Genomic DNA, 16,054 nt, shown 5'->3' with positions numbered 1-16,054 from the left:
CCCGCCGCCACCGCCGCCCCCGCCCTCGACGCCGCCGCGATCATGGCCCGCTGCGACGAGCTCGCCGCGGTCTCCTCCAGCCGCGACGGCATCGAGCGGGTCTACCTCTCGCCCGAGCACGCCCGGGTGAACGCGATGGCCGCGCGTTGGATGACCGAGGCGGGCATGCGCACCTGGCAGGACGCGGCCGGCAACCAGTGCGGCCGCTACGAGGGCGCGACTCCGGGACTCCCGGCGCTCCTGCTCGGCTCGCACCTCGACACGGTGCCCGACGCGGGCCGCTACGACGGGATCCTCGGCGTGATGCTCGCGATCGCCGTGGTGTCGCGCCTGCACGGGGCGGGCCGGCGCCTGCCGTTCGCCGTCGAGGTCGTCGCGTTCGGCGACGAGGAGGGCACCCGCTTCGGCACAGCGCTCCTCGGCTCCCGCGCCCTCGCCGGCACCTGGGACGAGCACTGGTGGGAGCTCGAGGACGCCGACGGGACGACGCTCGTCGAGGCGTTCCACGAGTTCGGGCTGGACCCCTCGCGCATCCGCACCGCCGCGCGCGACGCGCAGGACGTCCTCGCCTACCTCGAGGCGCACATCGAGCAGGGCCCCTACCTGGAGGAGGCGGACCGCGCCCTCGCCGTGGTCTCCTCGATAGCGGGCGCCCGCCGCTTCGCACTCACCCTCACCGGCAAGGCCGGGCACGCGGGCGGAGTTCCGTTCGACCGCCGCCGCGACGCGCTCACCGGGGCGGCCGAGGCCGTGCTCGCGGTGGAGCGCATCGCGCGGGAGCAGGGCGTGATCGCCACGGTCGGCCGGCTCGAGACATTCCCGGGCGCGGTCAACGTCATCCCCGGCCGGGTCGAGTTCAGCCTCGACCTCCGCGCCGAGACCGACGCCCAGCGCGACGCGGCGTGGGACGCCATCGAGCACGCGATGTCGGAGTCGGCGTCGCGCCGCCGTCTCGCGCTGACGGTGGAGGAGACCCATTCGGCCCCCGCGGTCGTCGCCTCCTCACGGCTGCAGGACGTCGTGCGGGCGGGCATCCGCGCGACCGGGGACGCGGAGCCGATGGTGCTGTTCTCCAAGGCCGGCCACGACGCGATGGCGGTCGCCGACCTCGCCGAGTACGCGATGCTCTTCCTCCGCTGCGAGGGCGGCGTCAGCCACCACCCGGACGAGAACGTGACCGAGGCCGACGTCGCGACCGCGCTCGACGCGTTCGAAGCGGCCGTGCTGGCGCTCGCCGACGGGACGCCGACCCCGTGACCCCCGCCCCGGCCCCCTCGACGAGCATCGGCCACCGCATCGATGCCGGCTACGCCGCGCTGTCGCGGCAGGAGCAGCGGGCCGCCGACTTCATCCTCGACCACCTCGGCGACCTGGCCGTCTACACGGCGACCGAGCTCGCCCAGCACAGCGGAGTGTCCAAGGCCACGGTCTCGCGGCTGTTCCGCCGCCTGGGGTTCTCGAACTCGCAGGAGGTGCGCGAGCACGCCCGGGCGCTGCGGTCCTCCGGTGTGCCGGTCGGTCCCGCGCAGGGACAGGGGGATCCGCTCGCCGCGCACCTCGAGAGCGAGCGGGCGAACCTGGCCCGGCTGGCCGCCGCGTTCGGCGACGGGCGGCTGGAGGAGGCGGTGCGGCTGATCGCGGGAGCACGCGAGGTCGTCGTGATCGGACTGCGCAACAGCTACCCGGTGGCGCTGCACCTGCGCCAGCAGCTCGCGCAGGCGCGCGGACGCGTCCGGATCGCCCCGCAGCCCGGCCAGTCGCTCGGTGAGGAGCTCGAGGGGCTCGGAGCCGAGGACGTCGTGGCGCTGGTCGGCTTCCGCCGCCGCCCCGCCTCCTTCGCCGCCCTGATCGGGACGCTCGCCGCGCGCGAGGTGCCCGTGGTGCTCCTCGCGGATCCGCCCGCCCGGCGCTACGCGGAGCACGCGGCGGTCTGGCTGGAGTGCCCGGTCGACAGCGGCACGGCGCTGGACAGCTACGCGGCGGCGATGAGCGCGGTCGCGCTCGTGGCCTCCGGAGTGCTCGGGGCGTCGCCGAGGGAGTCGCGCGAGCGGATCGCCGGGATCAGCACTGCCTACGCGGAGCTCGCCGAGCTGGAGGACCGGCCGTGAGCGAGGCGGCGGAGCTGATCCGTGCGCACGCCAAGGACCCCGTCGGGCAGGCCGACCCGACTCCGTCCCTCGGCCGTGCCGAGCTGATCACCCCCACCTGCGGCGACCGGATCGAGCTGCGCGTCGACGGCGGCGTCGAGCAGGTGCGCCTCGCCTGGAGCGGGCGGGGGTGCGAGGTCTCACGGGGATCCGCGTCGCTGCTCGTGGACGGTCTCGACGGGCTGCCGGCGCCGGCGGTACGGGAGCGGATCGACGCGTTCCTCGCGGCGATGGCGCACCGGGAGGGTGCTCTCGCCGGCGAGGAGCAGGCGCTGCTCGCGGTGGCGGGCAATCCCGTCCGCTCCGTCTGCGCGACCCTGGCCTGGCGGGCGCTGGCCGCCGCCCTCGACGACGCGGGCCTGGCGTGAACCGCTCAGTCCGGCCCGTCGCGGTCGGCTCCCGACCACAGATCGCCGCACTCCACCCCCCGCGCGCCCCTCGCGCGGAGCAGGTCGCGCGCGCCGGAGTCGCCGTGCACGCCCTCGAGGAGCTCCGGCCAGTGGTCCCGTCCCAGCAGCACCGGATGACCGGGCCGACCGCGGAAGACCGCGCGGGCGAGCACGTCCGGCGCGACCGGCGCCTCCGCGAGCAGCCGGGCCCCCACGCTCGGCGGCTCCTCGGGCAGGTCGACCAGGGCGACCAGCGCGGCGACGCCCTCGGCCGCGGCGAGACCCGCGCGGAGCGACGCCGAGAGGCCGGTCTCCCACTCCGCCGCGACGACCACGTCCGCGGACGGCGGCACCAGGAGGCGCGCCCGTCCGGCCTCCGCGCCCAGGACCACGAGCACCCGCTCGCAGCCCACCGCGCGGAGCCTCTCGACGGCTCGCTTCACCCAGGGAACTCCCGCCGCGTCGCACCGCAGCGCCTTCGGGCCGCCCGCCCGGCGCCCCGCACCCGCCGCGAGCACCAGCCCGACGAGGTCCCGACTCCCGACCAGATCCATCCGACCATCGTGCCGCAGGCCGAGCCCCTGCTCCGCCGGACGAAGGAGACCGCATGACCGACACCCGATCCGAGACCGCCCGCGACGTGCTGCTCGCGTGCCTCGCCGTCCCCCGCTGGGCCGACGAGGTCGCCTCCGGCGCGCCCTACCCGTCGGCCGACGCGCTCGCCGACGCGGCCGAGCGGGCCGCGCGCACGCTCACCGAGGAGGAGGTGGAGGCGGCGCTGGCCGACCACCCCCGGATCGGCGAGCGGCACGCGGGCGCGGGGCGCTCCTCCGCGTTCTCGGCCGCGGAGCAGGCGGCGAGCCGCACGGGCGACGAGGAGCTGACCCGGCGGCTGCTGGCCGGCAACCGCGCCTACGAGGAGCGGTTCGGGCGCGTGTTCCTCCTCCGTGCGGCCGGCCGCGACCGGGCCGAGGTCGTCGCGGAGCTGGAGCGGAGGCTCGGGCTCGACGACGAGTCGGAGGCCCGCATCGTCGCGGAGCAGCTGCGGGAGATCACGGTGCTGCGCGTCCGCGGCCTCGACGACGGGCGCCTCGTCCGGGCGGAGGCCGCACGATGAGCGGGCACGCCAGCCGCGTCACCACCCACGTGCTCGACGCCGTCCGCGGCCGCCCCGCGCGCGGGGTCCCGGTGGCTCTCGACGCCCGTGTCGGCTCCGGCTGGGAGCGCCTCGCCGAGGCCCGCACCGACGACGACGGCCGCGTGGCGGCCTTCGGGCCGGAGCGCCTGGCCGCCGGGGTGCACCGGGTCGTCTTCGACACCGGCGCCTGGTTCGCCGCCTCGGGCACCGAGTCGTTCTACCCCGAGGTCGTCGTCGCCTTCCGCCTCGACGACGAGGAGGCGCACTTCCACATCCCGCTCCTGCTCAGTCCCTTCGCCTACTCGACCTACCGGGGCAGCTGATGCAGCTGCAGGACGTCCTCGACGCGCCGCAGCTGCGGCTGCGCGTGCTGGTCGCCGGCGACGGGGCGCTCGCGCGGCCGGTCGACGGCATCTTCACGACCGATCTCCTCGATCCGCGCCGCTACATCTCGCGCGACCAGCTGGTGCTGACCGGTCTGGTCTGGCGTCGGGACGCCCAGGACAGCGCGGCCTTCGTCGCCGCGGTCGCGGACTCGGGTGCCAGCGCTCTGCTCGCCGGCGAGGGGCTGCTGGGCTTCGTGCCGGACGACCTCGTCGTCGCCTGCCGCGAGCACGACGTCCCGCTGATCGCCGTGCCGGCCGATGTGTCGTTCGGCGCGATCACGGCGCACCTGTCGAACGCTCTCGCCGGCGACCGCGTGGCCCGGCTGACGGCCGCCCTCGCCCGCCAGCGGGAGCTGCTGACGGAGGTCTACCGGGGGCAGCAGCTCGACGAGCTCGTCACGCGCACCTCGCGCGAGCTCGGACTCCCCGTGTCGGTGCTGACCGCCACCGGCCGGACCGCGGCCTCCGCCTCGCCCCTGGGGCTGGGGGAGATCGAGCGGGTCGTGCACGCGGCGCTCACGGCCCGGCGCAGCCCGGTCGTGGTCGCGGACGCCCGCGGCGGCGCCCTGTCGGTCCTCACCGTCGCCGGAGCGGGCGAGCACCGCGCCACCTCCTGGCTGGTCGTCGTCGGGGGCGACTGGAACGACTGGTCCGCCGCAGTGCTGGACGCCGTGACCGAGCTCGCCGGAGTCGTGGGGGTCTACCGGCTGCAGCGGGAGGCGGCGCTCTCGGCCGACTCCGCTCTCGCCGACCGCCTGCTCGAGCTCGTGGAGGAGGACAGCGAGCAGCCCGAGGCCGCGGTGTACCTGCGGCAGCTCGGACTCGGCGGCGCCGGGCGGTGCGCCGTGGTCGCCGCCGAGTTCGAGGGCGACGCGCTCCCGGACCTGGCGCGCCGTGTCCTGGTCGACGCCGCCGCGCACCTGGGCCGCGCCGTGGTCGGACGCGACGCCCAGGGCTGCGCGGTGGCGGTGCTGCCCACCGAGGCGACCGATGCGATCCCCACCGGCGCGGATCCGCTCGCCGTCGTCATCTCGGCGCTGCGACGAGCGGGAGCCGCGTGGCCGGGCGCCGTGCTGCGCGTCGGGACGAGCGCCGCGACTCCGCTGCCCGCGCTCGGCGGCGCCCTCCGCTCGGCACGCTACGGGATGCTGCTGCCGGGCTCTCCGGGCGACGACGCTCCGGTGCGGGTCAGCGATTTCGGGGAGGTCACCTCCGCCGTGCAGCTGCTGAGCGCGGTCCCCGACCACCTGCGCTCGGTGTTCGTCGAGCTGGTGCTCGGGCGGCTCGTCGAGCACGACGCGCGCTACGGCTCGCAGCTGGTCGCCACGCTCGCGGCGTTCCTCGACTGCGGCGGCTCGTGGGTGCGCACGGCGGAGCAGACGCACCTGCACCTGAACACGGTGCGGTACCGCATCGCGAGGGTGGAGGAGCTGACGCAGCGCGACCTGTCGGACACCGCGGACCGCGCCGACCTGTTCCTGGCGCTGCGCCTGCGCTGACGGCCGGGTGCGCGCGGTCCGCACCGCGCCGCCCGGGCCGGCCCCGTCACTCCGGAGGCGCGATCCGCCTGCCCCGGACGTGCACCGCGGCGATCGCCGGCTCGCGCAGGGTCATCAGCAGGGCGAAGAGCAGCTGGGCCGTCGCCTCCTCCTCGTCGTCCGCGCGGATTCCGTGGGCGAGGACGTCGGCGAGCGGCTCCCACCGGTCGGGCTCGATGCGGAGGAAGTCCGCGTCCTTCCCGGGGTCGAGGCTGCCGAACCGGTCCTCCTGGTCGAGCGCCCGTGCGCCGGCGAGCGTCGCCGTGAACAGGAGCTCGGCCGGATGCAGGGCGACGGCCGCGTCGCCGGGCTCCGAGAGGTGCACCTTGAAGGCGTCGTTCGCCACTCGTGCCAGCAGCCACTCGTCGCCCGCGCCCACGTCCGAACCGAGGGCGACGGTGACCCCCGAGGCGACGGTCCGGCGCCAGGGCATGGTGCCGGAGCCGAGGAACTGCTGCGAGGTCGGGCAGTGGGCGATCGAGGTGCCGGTCTCCTCCATCCGGTGCAGCTCCGCGTCCTGGCAGTGCACGGCGTGAGCGAGGATCGTGCGCGGCCCGAGGAGGGAGGAGCCGCCGCGCGCGGAGCCGGGCAGGAAGAGCCCGTCGTAGGTGTCGAGGTAGCTGCGGGTGCCGTACGAGCCGAGCACGGCGGCGATCTCGCCGTCGCCGGGCCGGTCGTTCTCGTTGAGGTGGCTGTGCACGTAGACGCCGCGTCCGCGGACGTCGTCGTAGAGGTCGCCGAGCGCTCCGAGGGTCCGGGGAGTGACGGACAGCGAGAACCGCGGGACGAGCGCGACCTGCAGGAGCGGGTTCCTCCCGTGCCAGCGGTCGATCTCCTCCGACGCGAGCGTCAGCGCCTCCTCCTCCGAGGTGATCAGGGGCGCCGCCGAGGCCGGGCCCGTGGTCTGGATCCCGCGCCCCGACACGATCCGCAGCCCCGCCTCGCGGGTGCGCTCGAAGAGGGCGTCCTGCGCGGCCGGGAACGCGGAGCCGAAGACCATCGCGGCGGTCGTGCCCGCGGCCACCCGCCGCCGGGTGAAGGCGCGCGCGACGACGTCGGCGAACTCCGGGTCGGCGAGCCGCGCCTCCGCCGGGAACACCGTCCGGTCGAGCCACTCGAGCAGCTGGCCGCCGCCGAAGCCGTCGGTCGAGAACGTCTGGGGGAAGTGCACGTGCGCGTCGACGAAGCCGGGCAGCAGGATCGACGCGGCGTCGCCGGAGACCGGCAGGAGAGCGAAGCGGTCCGGCAGCTCGCGGTACGGACCGACCCAGGCGATCGTGCCGTCCTCGTCCACGGCGAGAGCGCCGTCCGGGATCGACACCAGCGACTCCCGCGCGGTCGCGAGCGTCGCACCCCCGGCGACGTGCAGCACGTGCCCCCGGTGGACGCCCCCGGCGCCGGTCACACCAGGCCCGTGTAGGCGGTCCAGGCGGATCCCGCGGGCGGCGCGTCGTCGCGGGTGACGCTCGCCTGGATCAGCCCGTAGGGGCGGTCGGCGGCGTGGAAGACCTCGTTGTCGTTCTCGACGCCGAAGGGCGAGAGGTCGTAGACGAAGTGGTGCTTGTTCGGCGCGGAGAGACGGATCTCGACGATCTGCGGGTACTCCTCCAGGACCGCCTTCCCCATCTCGAAGAGCGTCTGCTGGAGGGCGAGGGAGTGCACGGTCGCGAAGCGGCTCGTCATGAGCGCCTTGACGCCCGCGTAGACCGCCTCCCAGTCCATCGCCGCGATCTCGTCCTCGCTCAGGGCGAAGCGCCACTTCGCGACCAGCGAGGTCGCCATCACCCGGTCGTTCGTCGGCTGGAGGACCGTGTACGGGTCGGTGAGGAAGCCGTGGAACTCGCTCCCCGTGGACTTCAGGATCGTGAGGTCCTTGAAGCCGCCGGTGATCCAGATCCGCCGCTCGTCGCCCGAGCCCTCGACCGTGACCGACGCGATCCGCGTCTCCTGGCCCTTCCGGACCCAGGTGTGGTCGTGCTCGCGCCCGTCCACCAGCACGCGCTCCCAGGCGAACTCCTCGATCTCGATGCGGGCGCCGTGGACGGGCTCGTAGCCGTCGACGAAGTGGCGGGCCAGCTCGAGGCCGTAGGGCTCGATCGAGCGGAGGCCCTTCTCCTTGGCGAAGGCGTACGCCGTCTGCTTCTGCGTGTCCGTGGGCAGGACGGCCGACTGGTCGCCCTCTCGGTGCGCGGCCTCGAAGTCGCCGCGGAGGGCCGTGGAGACGTTGACGTCGTGGATCTCGTGCCGCGGGGTCTCGCGGTAGATCCGCACGACGCGGTTCTCGGCCTTCCCGTACTGGTGGTCCCCGAGGATGATCGACATGTCCGCTCCTGTCCGTTCCGTGCGGCCGGGCCCGGTCACGCGGTGGTGACCGTCCTGCTCGCGGCTCCTGCGAGCCCGTCTGCCAGCCTCGCGCCTGCCGGGGGCTCCGCGCACCGGCGGAGCATCCCGAGGAGCCGCCGCCGGGACTCCGAGTCTTGTGCGATCCGCCCGCTCCGCGGCTCCGACCCGCCTCCGTTCACACGCTCGAAACCTGCCGATGACACGGCGGCGCTCGGCGTGAGCGGTCGAGTTCCCCGAGGTGTCGTCAGGGAGGCGGGGGATCGGCGGGTCGAGGTCAGGGGCGGCTGAGGAGGCGCCCGGCGGGCGGGACCGTCGCGGCGGTGACGCGGCGGCCGCCCACCCAGGTGGCGGCGACGGCGCCGCGGAGGACGCGGCCCTCGTAGGCCGAGACGGGGTTCCGGTGCGAGAGGGCGTCGACGTCCACGCGCCACTGCGCCTCCGGGTCGAACGCGACCAGGTCGGCGTCGGACCCCGCGTGCAGCAGGCCCTTCTGGCCGAGCCCGGCGAACGCGGCGGTCGCCGTGGACATCCAGGCGACGACCTGCTCGAGCGGGATGCCCCGCTCGCGGGCCCCGGTCCAGACCGCGCGGAAGCTCAGCTCGAGTCCCGAGATCCCGCCCCAGGCGACGCCGAAGTCGCCGCCGGCGGGGAGCTTCAGCTCGGCGGTGGCGGGGGAGTGGTCCGAGGCGATGATGTCGATCGTTCCGTCGAGCAGCCCCTTCCAGAGCTGCTCGCGATTGCGCTCGTCGCGGATCGGCGGGCAGCACTTGAACTGCGTGCCGCCGTCGGGGATCGAGCCGGCGTCGAAGGTGAGGTAGTGCGGGCAGGTCTCGGAGGTGATCGGCAGCCCCTCGGCCTTCGCCTCGCGCAGGAGCGGCAGCGCGTCGGCGGAGGAGAGGTGCAGGATGTGCGCGCGGCAGCCGGTCTCGCGGACGGCCTCGATCACGTGCAGGATCGCGCTGCGCTCGGAGGCGGGCGGGCGGGAGTCGACGAACGCGCCGTAGGAGGCGCCGGGCTCCAGCGCGCTCGCCTCCAGTTCGGCCGGGTCCTCGGCGTGCACGATCAGCAGTCCGTCGAAGGCGGCGATCTCGCGCATCGCCTCGAGGAGCTGCTCCCGGCTCAGGTGCGGGAACTCGTCCACGCCGCTCGGCGAGAGGAAGCACTTGAAGCCGAAGACGCCCGCGTCGTGGAGCTCGCGCAGCGTGCCGAGGTTCGAGGGGATCGCCCCGCCCCAGAAGCCGACGTCCACCTGCGCCTGCGGCCCGGCGGCCGCGCGCTTGGCCTCGAGCCCCGCCACCGTGGTGGTCGGCGGGATCGAGTTCAGCGGCATGTCGATGATCGTGGTGACGCCCCCGGCGGCGGCCGCGCGGGTGGCGGAGGCGAAGCCCTCCCACTCCGTGCGGCCCGGCTCGTTGACGTGCACGTGGGTGTCGACGATCCCCGGGATCAGGACCTGGCCCTCGGGGAGGACGATCTCCTCCGTGGTCCGCCAGGGGGCGTCCCGCTCGCCGACCGCGACGATCAGGCCCTCGGCGATCGCGATGCTGGCCGGACGCCGGCCGTTCTCGGTCAGCACGTCGGAGGCGCGGATCACGAGGTCGAGGAAGGGAGCGTCGTCAGGCATGGATCGACCCTATACTCGGCATGTTTCCTGCGTGTGAGCGCCCGTCGGCGGCTCCGCCCGGCCTCCCCGCAGCCCCGGCGCCGTCGCCTCCCGTCCGAGAAGAGGAGGCCGTCGTGCTCGACATCGCCGACCCCCTGCTCGAGCGCGTCGAGGCGGGCGGGAGCGTCGCGGTCGTCACGGTCACGCACGTCTTCGGCTCGGCTCCCCGCGCTCTAGGGTCCTCGATGGCGGTGGACGCGGAGGGGCGCGCGATCGGCTCGATCTCCGGCGGCTGCGTCGAGGCGCAGGCGTACGCGCTGGCCCAGGAGGTGCTCGGCACCTCGGGCAGCGCGTCCGAGCACTTCGGCTTCGACGACGAGGCGGCCTTCGCCGCGGGCCTGTCCTGCGGGGGGCAGCTGCGCGTGTTCGGCCAGGTCGTCGACTCCGGCTCCACCGCGGTCCTCGCCGAGCTGCGCGCCGCCCGCGCCGGCCGCTCGGCCGCGCTGGCGATCGTCGTCGGCGGCCCGGAGGAGCTGATCGGCCTCGTCCTCACCGGAGCGACGCGCCTCCAGGACGTCGTCGGCCCGCACCTGGACGAGGACACCGCCCACCGCATCCTCGCCGAGCGCGAGGCGCGCCTGGCCTCCGGCCGCTCGGCCACGGCCGAGACCGCCTGCCGGAGCGCCGAGCTCGAGATCGCCTACATCGTGCACGCCGAGCGGCCGCGCCTGCTGATCTACGGCGCCGTCGACTTCTCCGCCGCGCTCTGCTCCGCCGGCGCCCTGCTCGGCTACCGCGTGACCGTCTGCGACGCGCGTCCGGTGTTCGCGACCGCCGAGCGCTTCCCCTGCGCCGACGAGGTCGTGGTCGAGTGGCCGTCCGACCACCTCGCCCGCGCCGAGGTCGACTCGCGCACCGTGATCGCGGTGCTCACGCACGACGAGAAGTTCGACATCCCGCTGCTCGAGACCGCGCTCGCGCTCCCGGTCGCCTACGTCGGCGCGATGGGGTCGCGGCGCACCCATGAGCGGCGGCTGCGGCTGCTGCGCGAGGCGGGAGTGACGGAGGAGGCGCTCGCCCGCCTGCACTCGCCGATCGGCCTGGACATCGGCGCGTCGACGCCGGAGGAGACGGCCGTGTCGATCCTCGCGGAGGTCCTCGCCGCGCGCACGGGGACGTCCGGGGAGCCGCTCGCGGGGCGCTCGGGCCCGATCCACGCGGCGCGCTGAGCCGCACGTCCTCCCCTGACGGCGCGCCGTCGTGATCGCGCCGGCCTGCTCGCACTCCGGCGGGAAACGGCCGCGAAACACCGCGCTGCCATGCTCGGGGCATGCAGCGCCACGTCCTCACCGGAGCCCACGTCGCCACCGTCGACGCGCACGGGACCGAGCACCCCGTCGGCCACGTCGTCGTCGACGACTCCCGCATCGTCGCCGTCGGAGCCGGCGACCCTCCGGCGTGGGCCCTCGACGGACGGTCCCCGACGGGCCTGCCGGCGCAGGAGGCGATCGCGCTCACGCGGGTCGACGGCCGCGGCCACCTGCTCACTCCCGGGCTCGTCAACACGCACCACCACCTCTACCAGTGGCTCACCCGCGGCTGGGCGCAGGACTCGATCCTCTTCGACTGGCTCGTCGCGCTCTACCCCGCCTGGTCCCGCATCGACGCCGACCTGACCCGCTCCGCCGCCCTCGGCGCGATGGGCGTCCTCGCCCGGTCCGGCTGCAGCACCGTCGCCGACCACCACTACGTCTTCCCACGGGGCTCCGGCGACATCGTCGGCGGCATCGTCGACGCGGCCGGCACCCTCGGCCTCCGGCTGCACGCGACCCGCGGGTCGATGGACCTCGGCGAGTCCCGGGGCGGCCTCCCGCCGGACTTCGCCGTCGAGACCACGGCGGCCGCGCTCCAGGCCAGCGGAGAGGCGGTCCAGCGGTACCACGACGCCTCCGCCGACGCGATGGTGCGGGTCGCGATCGCCCCGTGCTCGCCCTTCTCGGTGACCACCGACCTGCTGCGCGAGTCGGCCGTCCTCGCCCGTCAGCTCGGGGTCCGGCTGCACACCCACGGCTCCGAGACCGTGGAGGAGGACGCCTACACGCGGGAGGCGTTCGGCCTCTCGCCCACCGACCACCTGGAGTCGCTCGGCTGGCTCGGCGATGACGTCTGGATGGCGCACTGCGTCCACCTCGACGCCGACGCGATCGCGAAGTTCGCGGCCACGGGCACCGGAGTCGCGCACTGCCCGTCCTCGAACGGCCGGCTCGCGGCGGGCATCGCGCCGATCCCGCAGCTGCTGGCTGCGGGAGCCCCGGTCGGCCTCGGCGTGGACGGCGCGGCGTCGAACGAGTCCGGTCAGCTCGGCTCCGAGATCCGCGCCGCGGTGCTGATGAACCGCCTGCGCGCCGGCGCCGACCGGATGAGCGCCCGGCAGGCGCTCTCGGTCGCCACCATCGGCGGGGCCCGGGTGCTCGGCCGGCAGGACGAGATCGGCTCGATCGAGGTCGGCAAGCTCGCCGACCTCGCGCTCTGGCGGATCGACGGGATCGAGCACGCGGGCATCGCGGACCCGGTCGCGGCGCTCGCATTCGGAGCGCAGCCCCCGCTGAGCCTGCTCCTGGTGCAGGGTCGCCCGACGGTGCGGGAGGGACGGCTGGTGAACGCGGACGAGGACGCGATCGCCCGCGAGGTCGCCCGGGCGAGCACGGAGCTGGCGTCGCGCGTCTGAGCTGCGGCAGCCGATCGGCGCTCAGCCCGTCGTCGTTCAACCGGGCGGCGCCTCCGCCTCGACGGTCGCGACCGGGGCGGCGTCCGGGTGCAGGAGCCGCCAGATCCGGTCGCGGGAGAGCGGCAGCTCGGTCGGCCGCACGCCGATCGCGTCGCGGACGGCGTTGGCGAGTGCGGGGGCGACCGGGTTATAGGGCGCCTCGCTCATCGACTTCGCGCCGAACGGCCCGAGCTCGTCGGCGGTGTCCGCGAAGAGCACCTCGGTCTCGGGCACGTCCGCCATCTGCGGGATGTGGTAGTTCCGGAGGATCGCCGTGGTCACGGTGCCCTCGCCGTCGAGGATCACCTCCTCGTACAGCGCCGAGCCGATCGCCTGCGCCACTCCGCCCTCGACCTGCCCGCGGCACTGCGCCGGGTTGATCACGAAGCCGGCGTCGGCCGCCTGGACCGACTGCAGGATCCGCACCTCGCCCGTCGGCTCGTGCACCGCGACGCGGAAGCCCTGGACGTTGAACGCGAGCGAGCGCTGAGCGCCGTCTTCGCTCCCGGTCGCGGTGACCGGTCCGCCGGCCGCACGGACCAGATCGGCGAACGCGACCCGGGTGCCGTCCGGAGCGAGCAGGCCCTCGTCGTCGGGCTCGAAGGTCTCGTCGTGCCCGGTCAGCCGCTTGGCGAGCGCCTGCAGCTCGGCGAGGAGGCGCGTCGCGGCCGAGTGGACGGCCTTGCCCGCGACCACCGTGCCGGCGCTGCCGAACGCTCCGGTGTCGTAGCGGGCCGCGTCCGTGTCGGACTGGCGGATCCGCACCCGGTCGGCCGAGGCGCGGAAGGCGCTCGCGACCAGCTGCGTGTGCACGGTGGTCGTCCCGTTGCCGAACTCGGCCGTGCCGACGCCGATGGTCAGCACTCCCTCGGCGTCGACGGTGACGGTCGCCTCCGAGAAGTGGCCCCGCGGTGGGATGGTGGCGATCATCGCCAGTGCCGTGCCCTGCCCTGTCCGCCACCCCGGTCCGTCGGGGGCGGGGGAGCCGCCGCCGCCGGCCAGTGCCGCCTCGGTGAGGTCGAGGCACTGGTCGAGCCCGTAGGAGGCGAAGCCGATGTCGTCGCCCTCGACGTGCGTGACCACCAGCGGCTCGCCCGGGCGCACCGCGTTGATCCGCCGCAGCTCGAACGGGTCGATCCCGAGCTCGCGGGCGAGATCGTCCATCGCCGACTCGATGCCGAAGATCACCTGCCCGAGGCCGTAGCCGCGGAACGCCCCCGAGGGGAGGTTGTTCGTGTAGACGGCCTGCGCGTCGACGCGCTTGCTGGGCGCGCTGTAGACGGCGACCGACTCCGAGGTGCCGTGGAACATCACGCCGGGTCCGTGGTTGCCGTAGGCGCCGGTGTCCGAGAGCACGTCCACGGCGAGGGCGGTCAGCCGTCCGTCGCGCCGGGCGCCGAGCGTGACGCCGACCCGCATCGGGTGTCGGCAGGGGGCCATCGTGAACTCGTCGCTCCGGGTGAACTCGAACTGCACGGGCCGGCCGGTGGCGAGCACGGCGAGGGCGACGACGTCCTCCGTCAGGATCTCCTGCTTGCCGCCGAAGCCGCCGCCCACCCGTGCCGTGAAGACGCGGACGGTCGACGGATCGCGGTCGAACAGGCGCGCGATCTCGTCGCGCACGAGGAAGGGCACCTGCGTCGAGGTCCGCAGCACCAGCTCTCCGCCCTCGAGCCAGCCGATGGTGCCGTGGGTCTCGAGCGCCGTGTGCGCGACCCGGGAGGTCGAGTACCGGCCCTCGACGACCACGTCGGCCTCCGCGAGTCCGGCGGCCACGTCCCCGTACTCTCCGTGGAGCTCCGCGACGACGTTCGCCTCCGGCCGGGCGATGCGCGAGGCGATCGGATCCTTGTCGGCGTGCAGGAGCGGCGCGCCGGCCGAGCGCGCCTCCTCCGGGTCGAAGACGGCGGGCAGCACCTCGTAGTCGACCTCGACGGCGCGGCAGGCCGCCTCCGCCTCGGCCACCGACTCCGCGACCACCACGGCCACGCGCTGCCCGCGGAACCGGACGACCGTGTCGAGCATGCGGGTGTCGTCCGGGTCGTCGAGCCGGGACTCGTGGCGGGCGGTGGAGTAGAGGACGTCAGGGACGTCCTCGGCGGTGAGGACCGCGACGACGCCCCGCATCGCGCGGGCGGCGGTCGTGTCGATCGAGCGGATGCGCGCGTGGGCGTGCGGGCTCTGGACGACCTTCACGTGCAGCAGGCCGGGCACGGCGACGTCGAGGGTGAACGGCTCGCGGCCCTGGACGATCCGCCGGCCGGCGGGCGCGCCGAGCGAGCGGCCGACCCGGGACTCCTCGGCCGATGGGCGACCGGTGCGGCGGACGGGGGTGAGACCCGACGGCGGGGCCGCGTGCCGTCCGCGGACCGGGGCCTCCGTGCGATCCGCTCCGGACGGCTCGGCCGCGTGCGCGCCGTGCCCGGACGCGCAGGCGCCCGTCACGGCCTCGCGGATGGGGCGGTAGCCCGTGCACCGGCAGAGGTTGCCCTTCATCAGCCGCGGCACGTCCTCGGCGCGGACTCCGTCGAGCGCCGTGGCCGTGACCACCATGCCGGCCGTGCAGAAGCCGCACTGGAACGCGCCGGCCTCGACGAACGCCTCCTGCACCGCGCTCGGCTCCTCGGGCGTGCCGAGGCCGGCCGCTGTCGTCACCTCGCGGCCCTCGACGCGGTGGGCGGGGTAGAGGCAGGAGTGGAACGGCGTCCCGTCGACGAGGACGGAGCAGGCGCCGCAGTCGCCGGCGTCGCACCCCTTCTTCACCTCGAAGTGCTCGTGGTCGCGGAGGAGGGTGCGCAGCACCTGGCCGGGGCGGGGGGAGGCGTCGACCGGCTCCCCGTTGACGGTGAACCTCATCGGGCGCCTCCGGCCAGCTCGGTGCGGATCTCCTCGGCGAGCACGCGGACGACGGCGTGGCGCCAGTCGGCGGCTCCGTGCGGGTCGGTGAACCAGGTCGCGACGCCGTCGACGGCCGCGGCGAGCTCGGCCGAGGAGGGAACGGCGGCGAAGCGGAGCCGCTCCGGCCGGACGGTCGCCGCGGTGATCGTGAGCACGAACGCGCCGTCGGTGTCGAGGCGGCCGATGACGACGGCGCCGGAGCGTCCGAGAGGGGAGAGCGCCGTCTTGCGGAACGCGGTGCGCGCCCGGAGGGAGAAGAGCGGGATCTCGATCGAGCGGATGACGTCGTCCTGGGCCAGGGAAGTGGTCATGTTGCCGGTCACGAGCTCGGCGACCGGCACGGCGACGTCCGAGCCGTCGGCCCGCCAGACGAGGGCGGTGGCGTCGAGCGCGGCGGCGAGGCTGATCATCGGTCCTGCGGGCAGGGCGTTGGCGATGTTGCCGCCGACAGTGGCGACGTTCCAGATCTTGAAGGAGCCCAGCAGTGCCGTGCAGCACTGGAAGAAGAGCGGATGGGCGGTGTCGCCCGCGTCGGGCATCGCGGCGAGCTCGCTGAGCGTGCAGGTCGCCGCGATCGAGAGCCCGGCGTCCGTGCGCACGATCGGCTCCCACGCGAATCCCTGCAGGTCGAGGAGCTCGTCGAGGTGGTCGTGGGGGAGGGAGAACACCCAGGAGCCGCCTCCGATGACCGCTGAGCGCGGCCCGCGGCCCGCCAGCTCGGAGCGCTCGCGCACCACCCGGACGCGCTGGATCGTGTTCAGGTCCATGCAGCGCCTCCGTCCCGCGCCCGTCGGGCGTCTCCCCCCAGTGAACCCCACCCGTGTGACGCCCGTGTTTCCCCACCC

At 75.0% G+C, this 16,054-nt stretch carries 14 protein-coding genes; 8 read left to right on the top strand and 6 right to left on the bottom strand.

Features of this window, described 5'->3' with window-relative positions:
- The 3 genes from C5C56_RS16525 to C5C56_RS16515 all read left to right on the top strand — a co-directional run.
- On the top strand, positions 1 to 1,257 hold a 1,257-nt coding region (locus C5C56_RS16525), incomplete at its 5' end, for an allantoate amidohydrolase (RefSeq protein ID WP_374954281.1).
- On the top strand, positions 1,254 to 2,108 hold the full coding sequence (locus C5C56_RS16520; RefSeq protein ID WP_104319960.1) for a MurR/RpiR family transcriptional regulator: 855 nt from the start codon (positions 1,254 to 1,256) through the stop codon (positions 2,106 to 2,108). The genes C5C56_RS16525 and C5C56_RS16520, both read left to right, overlap by 4 nt.
- Positions 2,105 to 2,515 (top strand): iron-sulfur cluster assembly scaffold protein, encoded by a 411-nt coding sequence (locus C5C56_RS16515; protein ID WP_104226650.1) that lies wholly within the window; start codon positions 2,105 to 2,107, stop codon positions 2,513 to 2,515. The genes C5C56_RS16520 and C5C56_RS16515 overlap by 4 nt, the downstream gene beginning before the upstream one ends.
- Positions 2,516 to 2,520: 5 nt before the next feature.
- On the opposite strand, the gene C5C56_RS16510 is transcribed toward C5C56_RS16515, so the two are convergent.
- Positions 2,521 to 3,090, bottom strand: a complete 570-nt coding sequence (locus tag C5C56_RS16510) for an NTP transferase domain-containing protein (RefSeq protein ID WP_104273897.1) — start codon at positions 3,088 to 3,090, stop codon at positions 2,521 to 2,523.
- A gap of 53 nt (positions 3,091 to 3,143) precedes the next feature.
- On the opposite strand from C5C56_RS16510, the gene uraD reads away from it, so the two are divergent.
- Genes uraD through C5C56_RS16495 form a run of 3 tightly spaced genes read left to right on the top strand, consistent with a single transcriptional unit; the run spans position 3,144 to position 5,559 of the window.
- A complete protein-coding gene (gene uraD / locus C5C56_RS16505) occupies positions 3,144 to 3,653 on the top strand; it encodes a 2-oxo-4-hydroxy-4-carboxy-5-ureidoimidazoline decarboxylase (RefSeq protein WP_104319959.1) in 510 nt (169 codons plus the stop codon).
- The gene (uraH, locus tag C5C56_RS16500; RefSeq protein WP_104223494.1) at positions 3,650 to 3,997 is read left to right on the top strand and encodes a hydroxyisourate hydrolase; all 348 of its coding nucleotides are present in this window, start codon (positions 3,650 to 3,652) and stop codon (positions 3,995 to 3,997) included. The genes uraD and uraH overlap by 4 nt, the downstream gene beginning before the upstream one ends.
- Positions 3,997 to 5,559 (top strand): PucR family transcriptional regulator, encoded by a 1,563-nt coding sequence (locus C5C56_RS16495; RefSeq protein ID WP_104319958.1) that lies wholly within the window; start codon positions 3,997 to 3,999, stop codon positions 5,557 to 5,559. Before uraH ends, C5C56_RS16495 begins: the two co-directional genes overlap by 1 nt.
- A 46-nt stretch (positions 5,560 to 5,605) precedes the next feature.
- On the opposite strand, the gene C5C56_RS16490 is transcribed toward C5C56_RS16495, so the two are convergent.
- The 3 genes from C5C56_RS16490 to allB all read right to left on the bottom strand — a co-directional run bounded on the left by C5C56_RS16490 (position 5,606) and on the right by allB (position 9,565).
- Positions 5,606 to 7,003: an amidohydrolase family protein gene (locus tag C5C56_RS16490; RefSeq protein ID WP_104319957.1), complete on the bottom strand. Its 1,398-nt coding sequence runs from the start codon at positions 7,001 to 7,003 to the stop codon at positions 5,606 to 5,608.
- Complete coding sequence (pucL, locus tag C5C56_RS16485; protein WP_104234587.1) at positions 7,000 to 7,920, bottom strand: factor-independent urate hydroxylase; 921 nt, start codon at positions 7,918 to 7,920, stop codon at positions 7,000 to 7,002. The genes C5C56_RS16490 and pucL overlap by 4 nt, the downstream gene beginning before the upstream one ends.
- Before the next feature lie 295 nt (positions 7,921 to 8,215).
- The gene (gene allB / locus C5C56_RS16480; RefSeq protein WP_104319956.1) at positions 8,216 to 9,565 is read right to left on the bottom strand and encodes an allantoinase AllB; all 1,350 of its coding nucleotides are present in this window, start codon (positions 9,563 to 9,565) and stop codon (positions 8,216 to 8,218) included.
- A 113-nt stretch (positions 9,566 to 9,678) separates the two neighbouring features.
- Between allB and C5C56_RS16475 the strand changes: the two genes are divergently transcribed.
- Both C5C56_RS16475 and C5C56_RS16470 read left to right on the top strand, forming a co-directional pair.
- Complete coding sequence (locus C5C56_RS16475; RefSeq protein WP_104319955.1) at positions 9,679 to 10,773, top strand: XdhC family protein; 1,095 nt, start codon at positions 9,679 to 9,681, stop codon at positions 10,771 to 10,773.
- Between the two features lie 101 nt (positions 10,774 to 10,874).
- Positions 10,875 to 12,272 (top strand): 8-oxoguanine deaminase, encoded by a 1,398-nt coding sequence (locus tag C5C56_RS16470; protein WP_104309552.1) that lies wholly within the window; start codon positions 10,875 to 10,877, stop codon positions 12,270 to 12,272.
- Positions 12,273 to 12,308: 36 nt separating this feature from the next.
- Here the strand turns inward: C5C56_RS16470 and C5C56_RS16465 are convergent, their stop codons facing one another.
- Positions 12,309 to 15,167, bottom strand: coding sequence for a molybdopterin cofactor-binding domain-containing protein (locus tag C5C56_RS16465; protein WP_104309553.1), 2,859 nt, complete (start codon positions 15,165 to 15,167; stop codon positions 12,309 to 12,311).
- Positions 15,164 to 15,976 (bottom strand): FAD binding domain-containing protein, encoded by an 813-nt coding sequence (locus C5C56_RS16460; protein WP_104319954.1) that lies wholly within the window; start codon positions 15,974 to 15,976, stop codon positions 15,164 to 15,166. Before C5C56_RS16460 ends, C5C56_RS16465 begins: the two co-directional genes overlap by 4 nt.
- Positions 15,977 to 16,054: the final 78 nt, after the last annotated feature.

It is taken from the genome of Rathayibacter sp. AY1D1 (assembly GCF_002932635.1).
In the GTDB taxonomy this organism is placed as follows: Bacteria; Actinomycetota; Actinomycetes; order Actinomycetales; family Microbacteriaceae; genus Rathayibacter.
Note: the sequence above shows the minus strand (reverse complement) of the source record. Positions and strands in the feature narration are given on the sequence as shown.

Excerpts from the sequence above, each read along its gene's own strand:
- pucL (WP_104234587.1), bottom strand. The coding sequence starts at position 7,920 with ATGTCGATCATCCTCGGGGACCACCAGTACGGGAAGGCCGAGAACCGC.
- C5C56_RS16495 (WP_104319958.1), top strand. The coding sequence starts at position 3,997 with ATGCAGCTGCAGGACGTCCTCGACGCGCCGCAGCTGCGGCTGCGCGTG.
- C5C56_RS16470 (WP_104309552.1), top strand. The coding sequence starts at position 10,875 with ATGCAGCGCCACGTCCTCACCGGAGCCCACGTCGCCACCGTCGACGCG.
- uraD (WP_104319959.1), top strand. The coding sequence starts at position 3,144 with ATGACCGACACCCGATCCGAGACCGCCCGCGACGTGCTGCTCGCGTGC.
- C5C56_RS16460 (WP_104319954.1), bottom strand. The coding sequence starts at position 15,976 with ATGGACCTGAACACGATCCAGCGCGTCCGGGTGGTGCGCGAGCGCTCC.
- C5C56_RS16510 (WP_104273897.1), bottom strand. The coding sequence starts at position 3,090 with ATGGATCTGGTCGGGAGTCGGGACCTCGTCGGGCTGGTGCTCGCGGCG.
- C5C56_RS16465 (WP_104309553.1), bottom strand. The coding sequence starts at position 15,167 with ATGAGGTTCACCGTCAACGGGGAGCCGGTCGACGCCTCCCCCCGCCCC.
- uraH (WP_104223494.1), top strand. The coding sequence starts at position 3,650 with ATGAGCGGGCACGCCAGCCGCGTCACCACCCACGTGCTCGACGCCGTC.
- allB (WP_104319956.1), bottom strand. The coding sequence starts at position 9,565 with ATGCCTGACGACGCTCCCTTCCTCGACCTCGTGATCCGCGCCTCCGAC.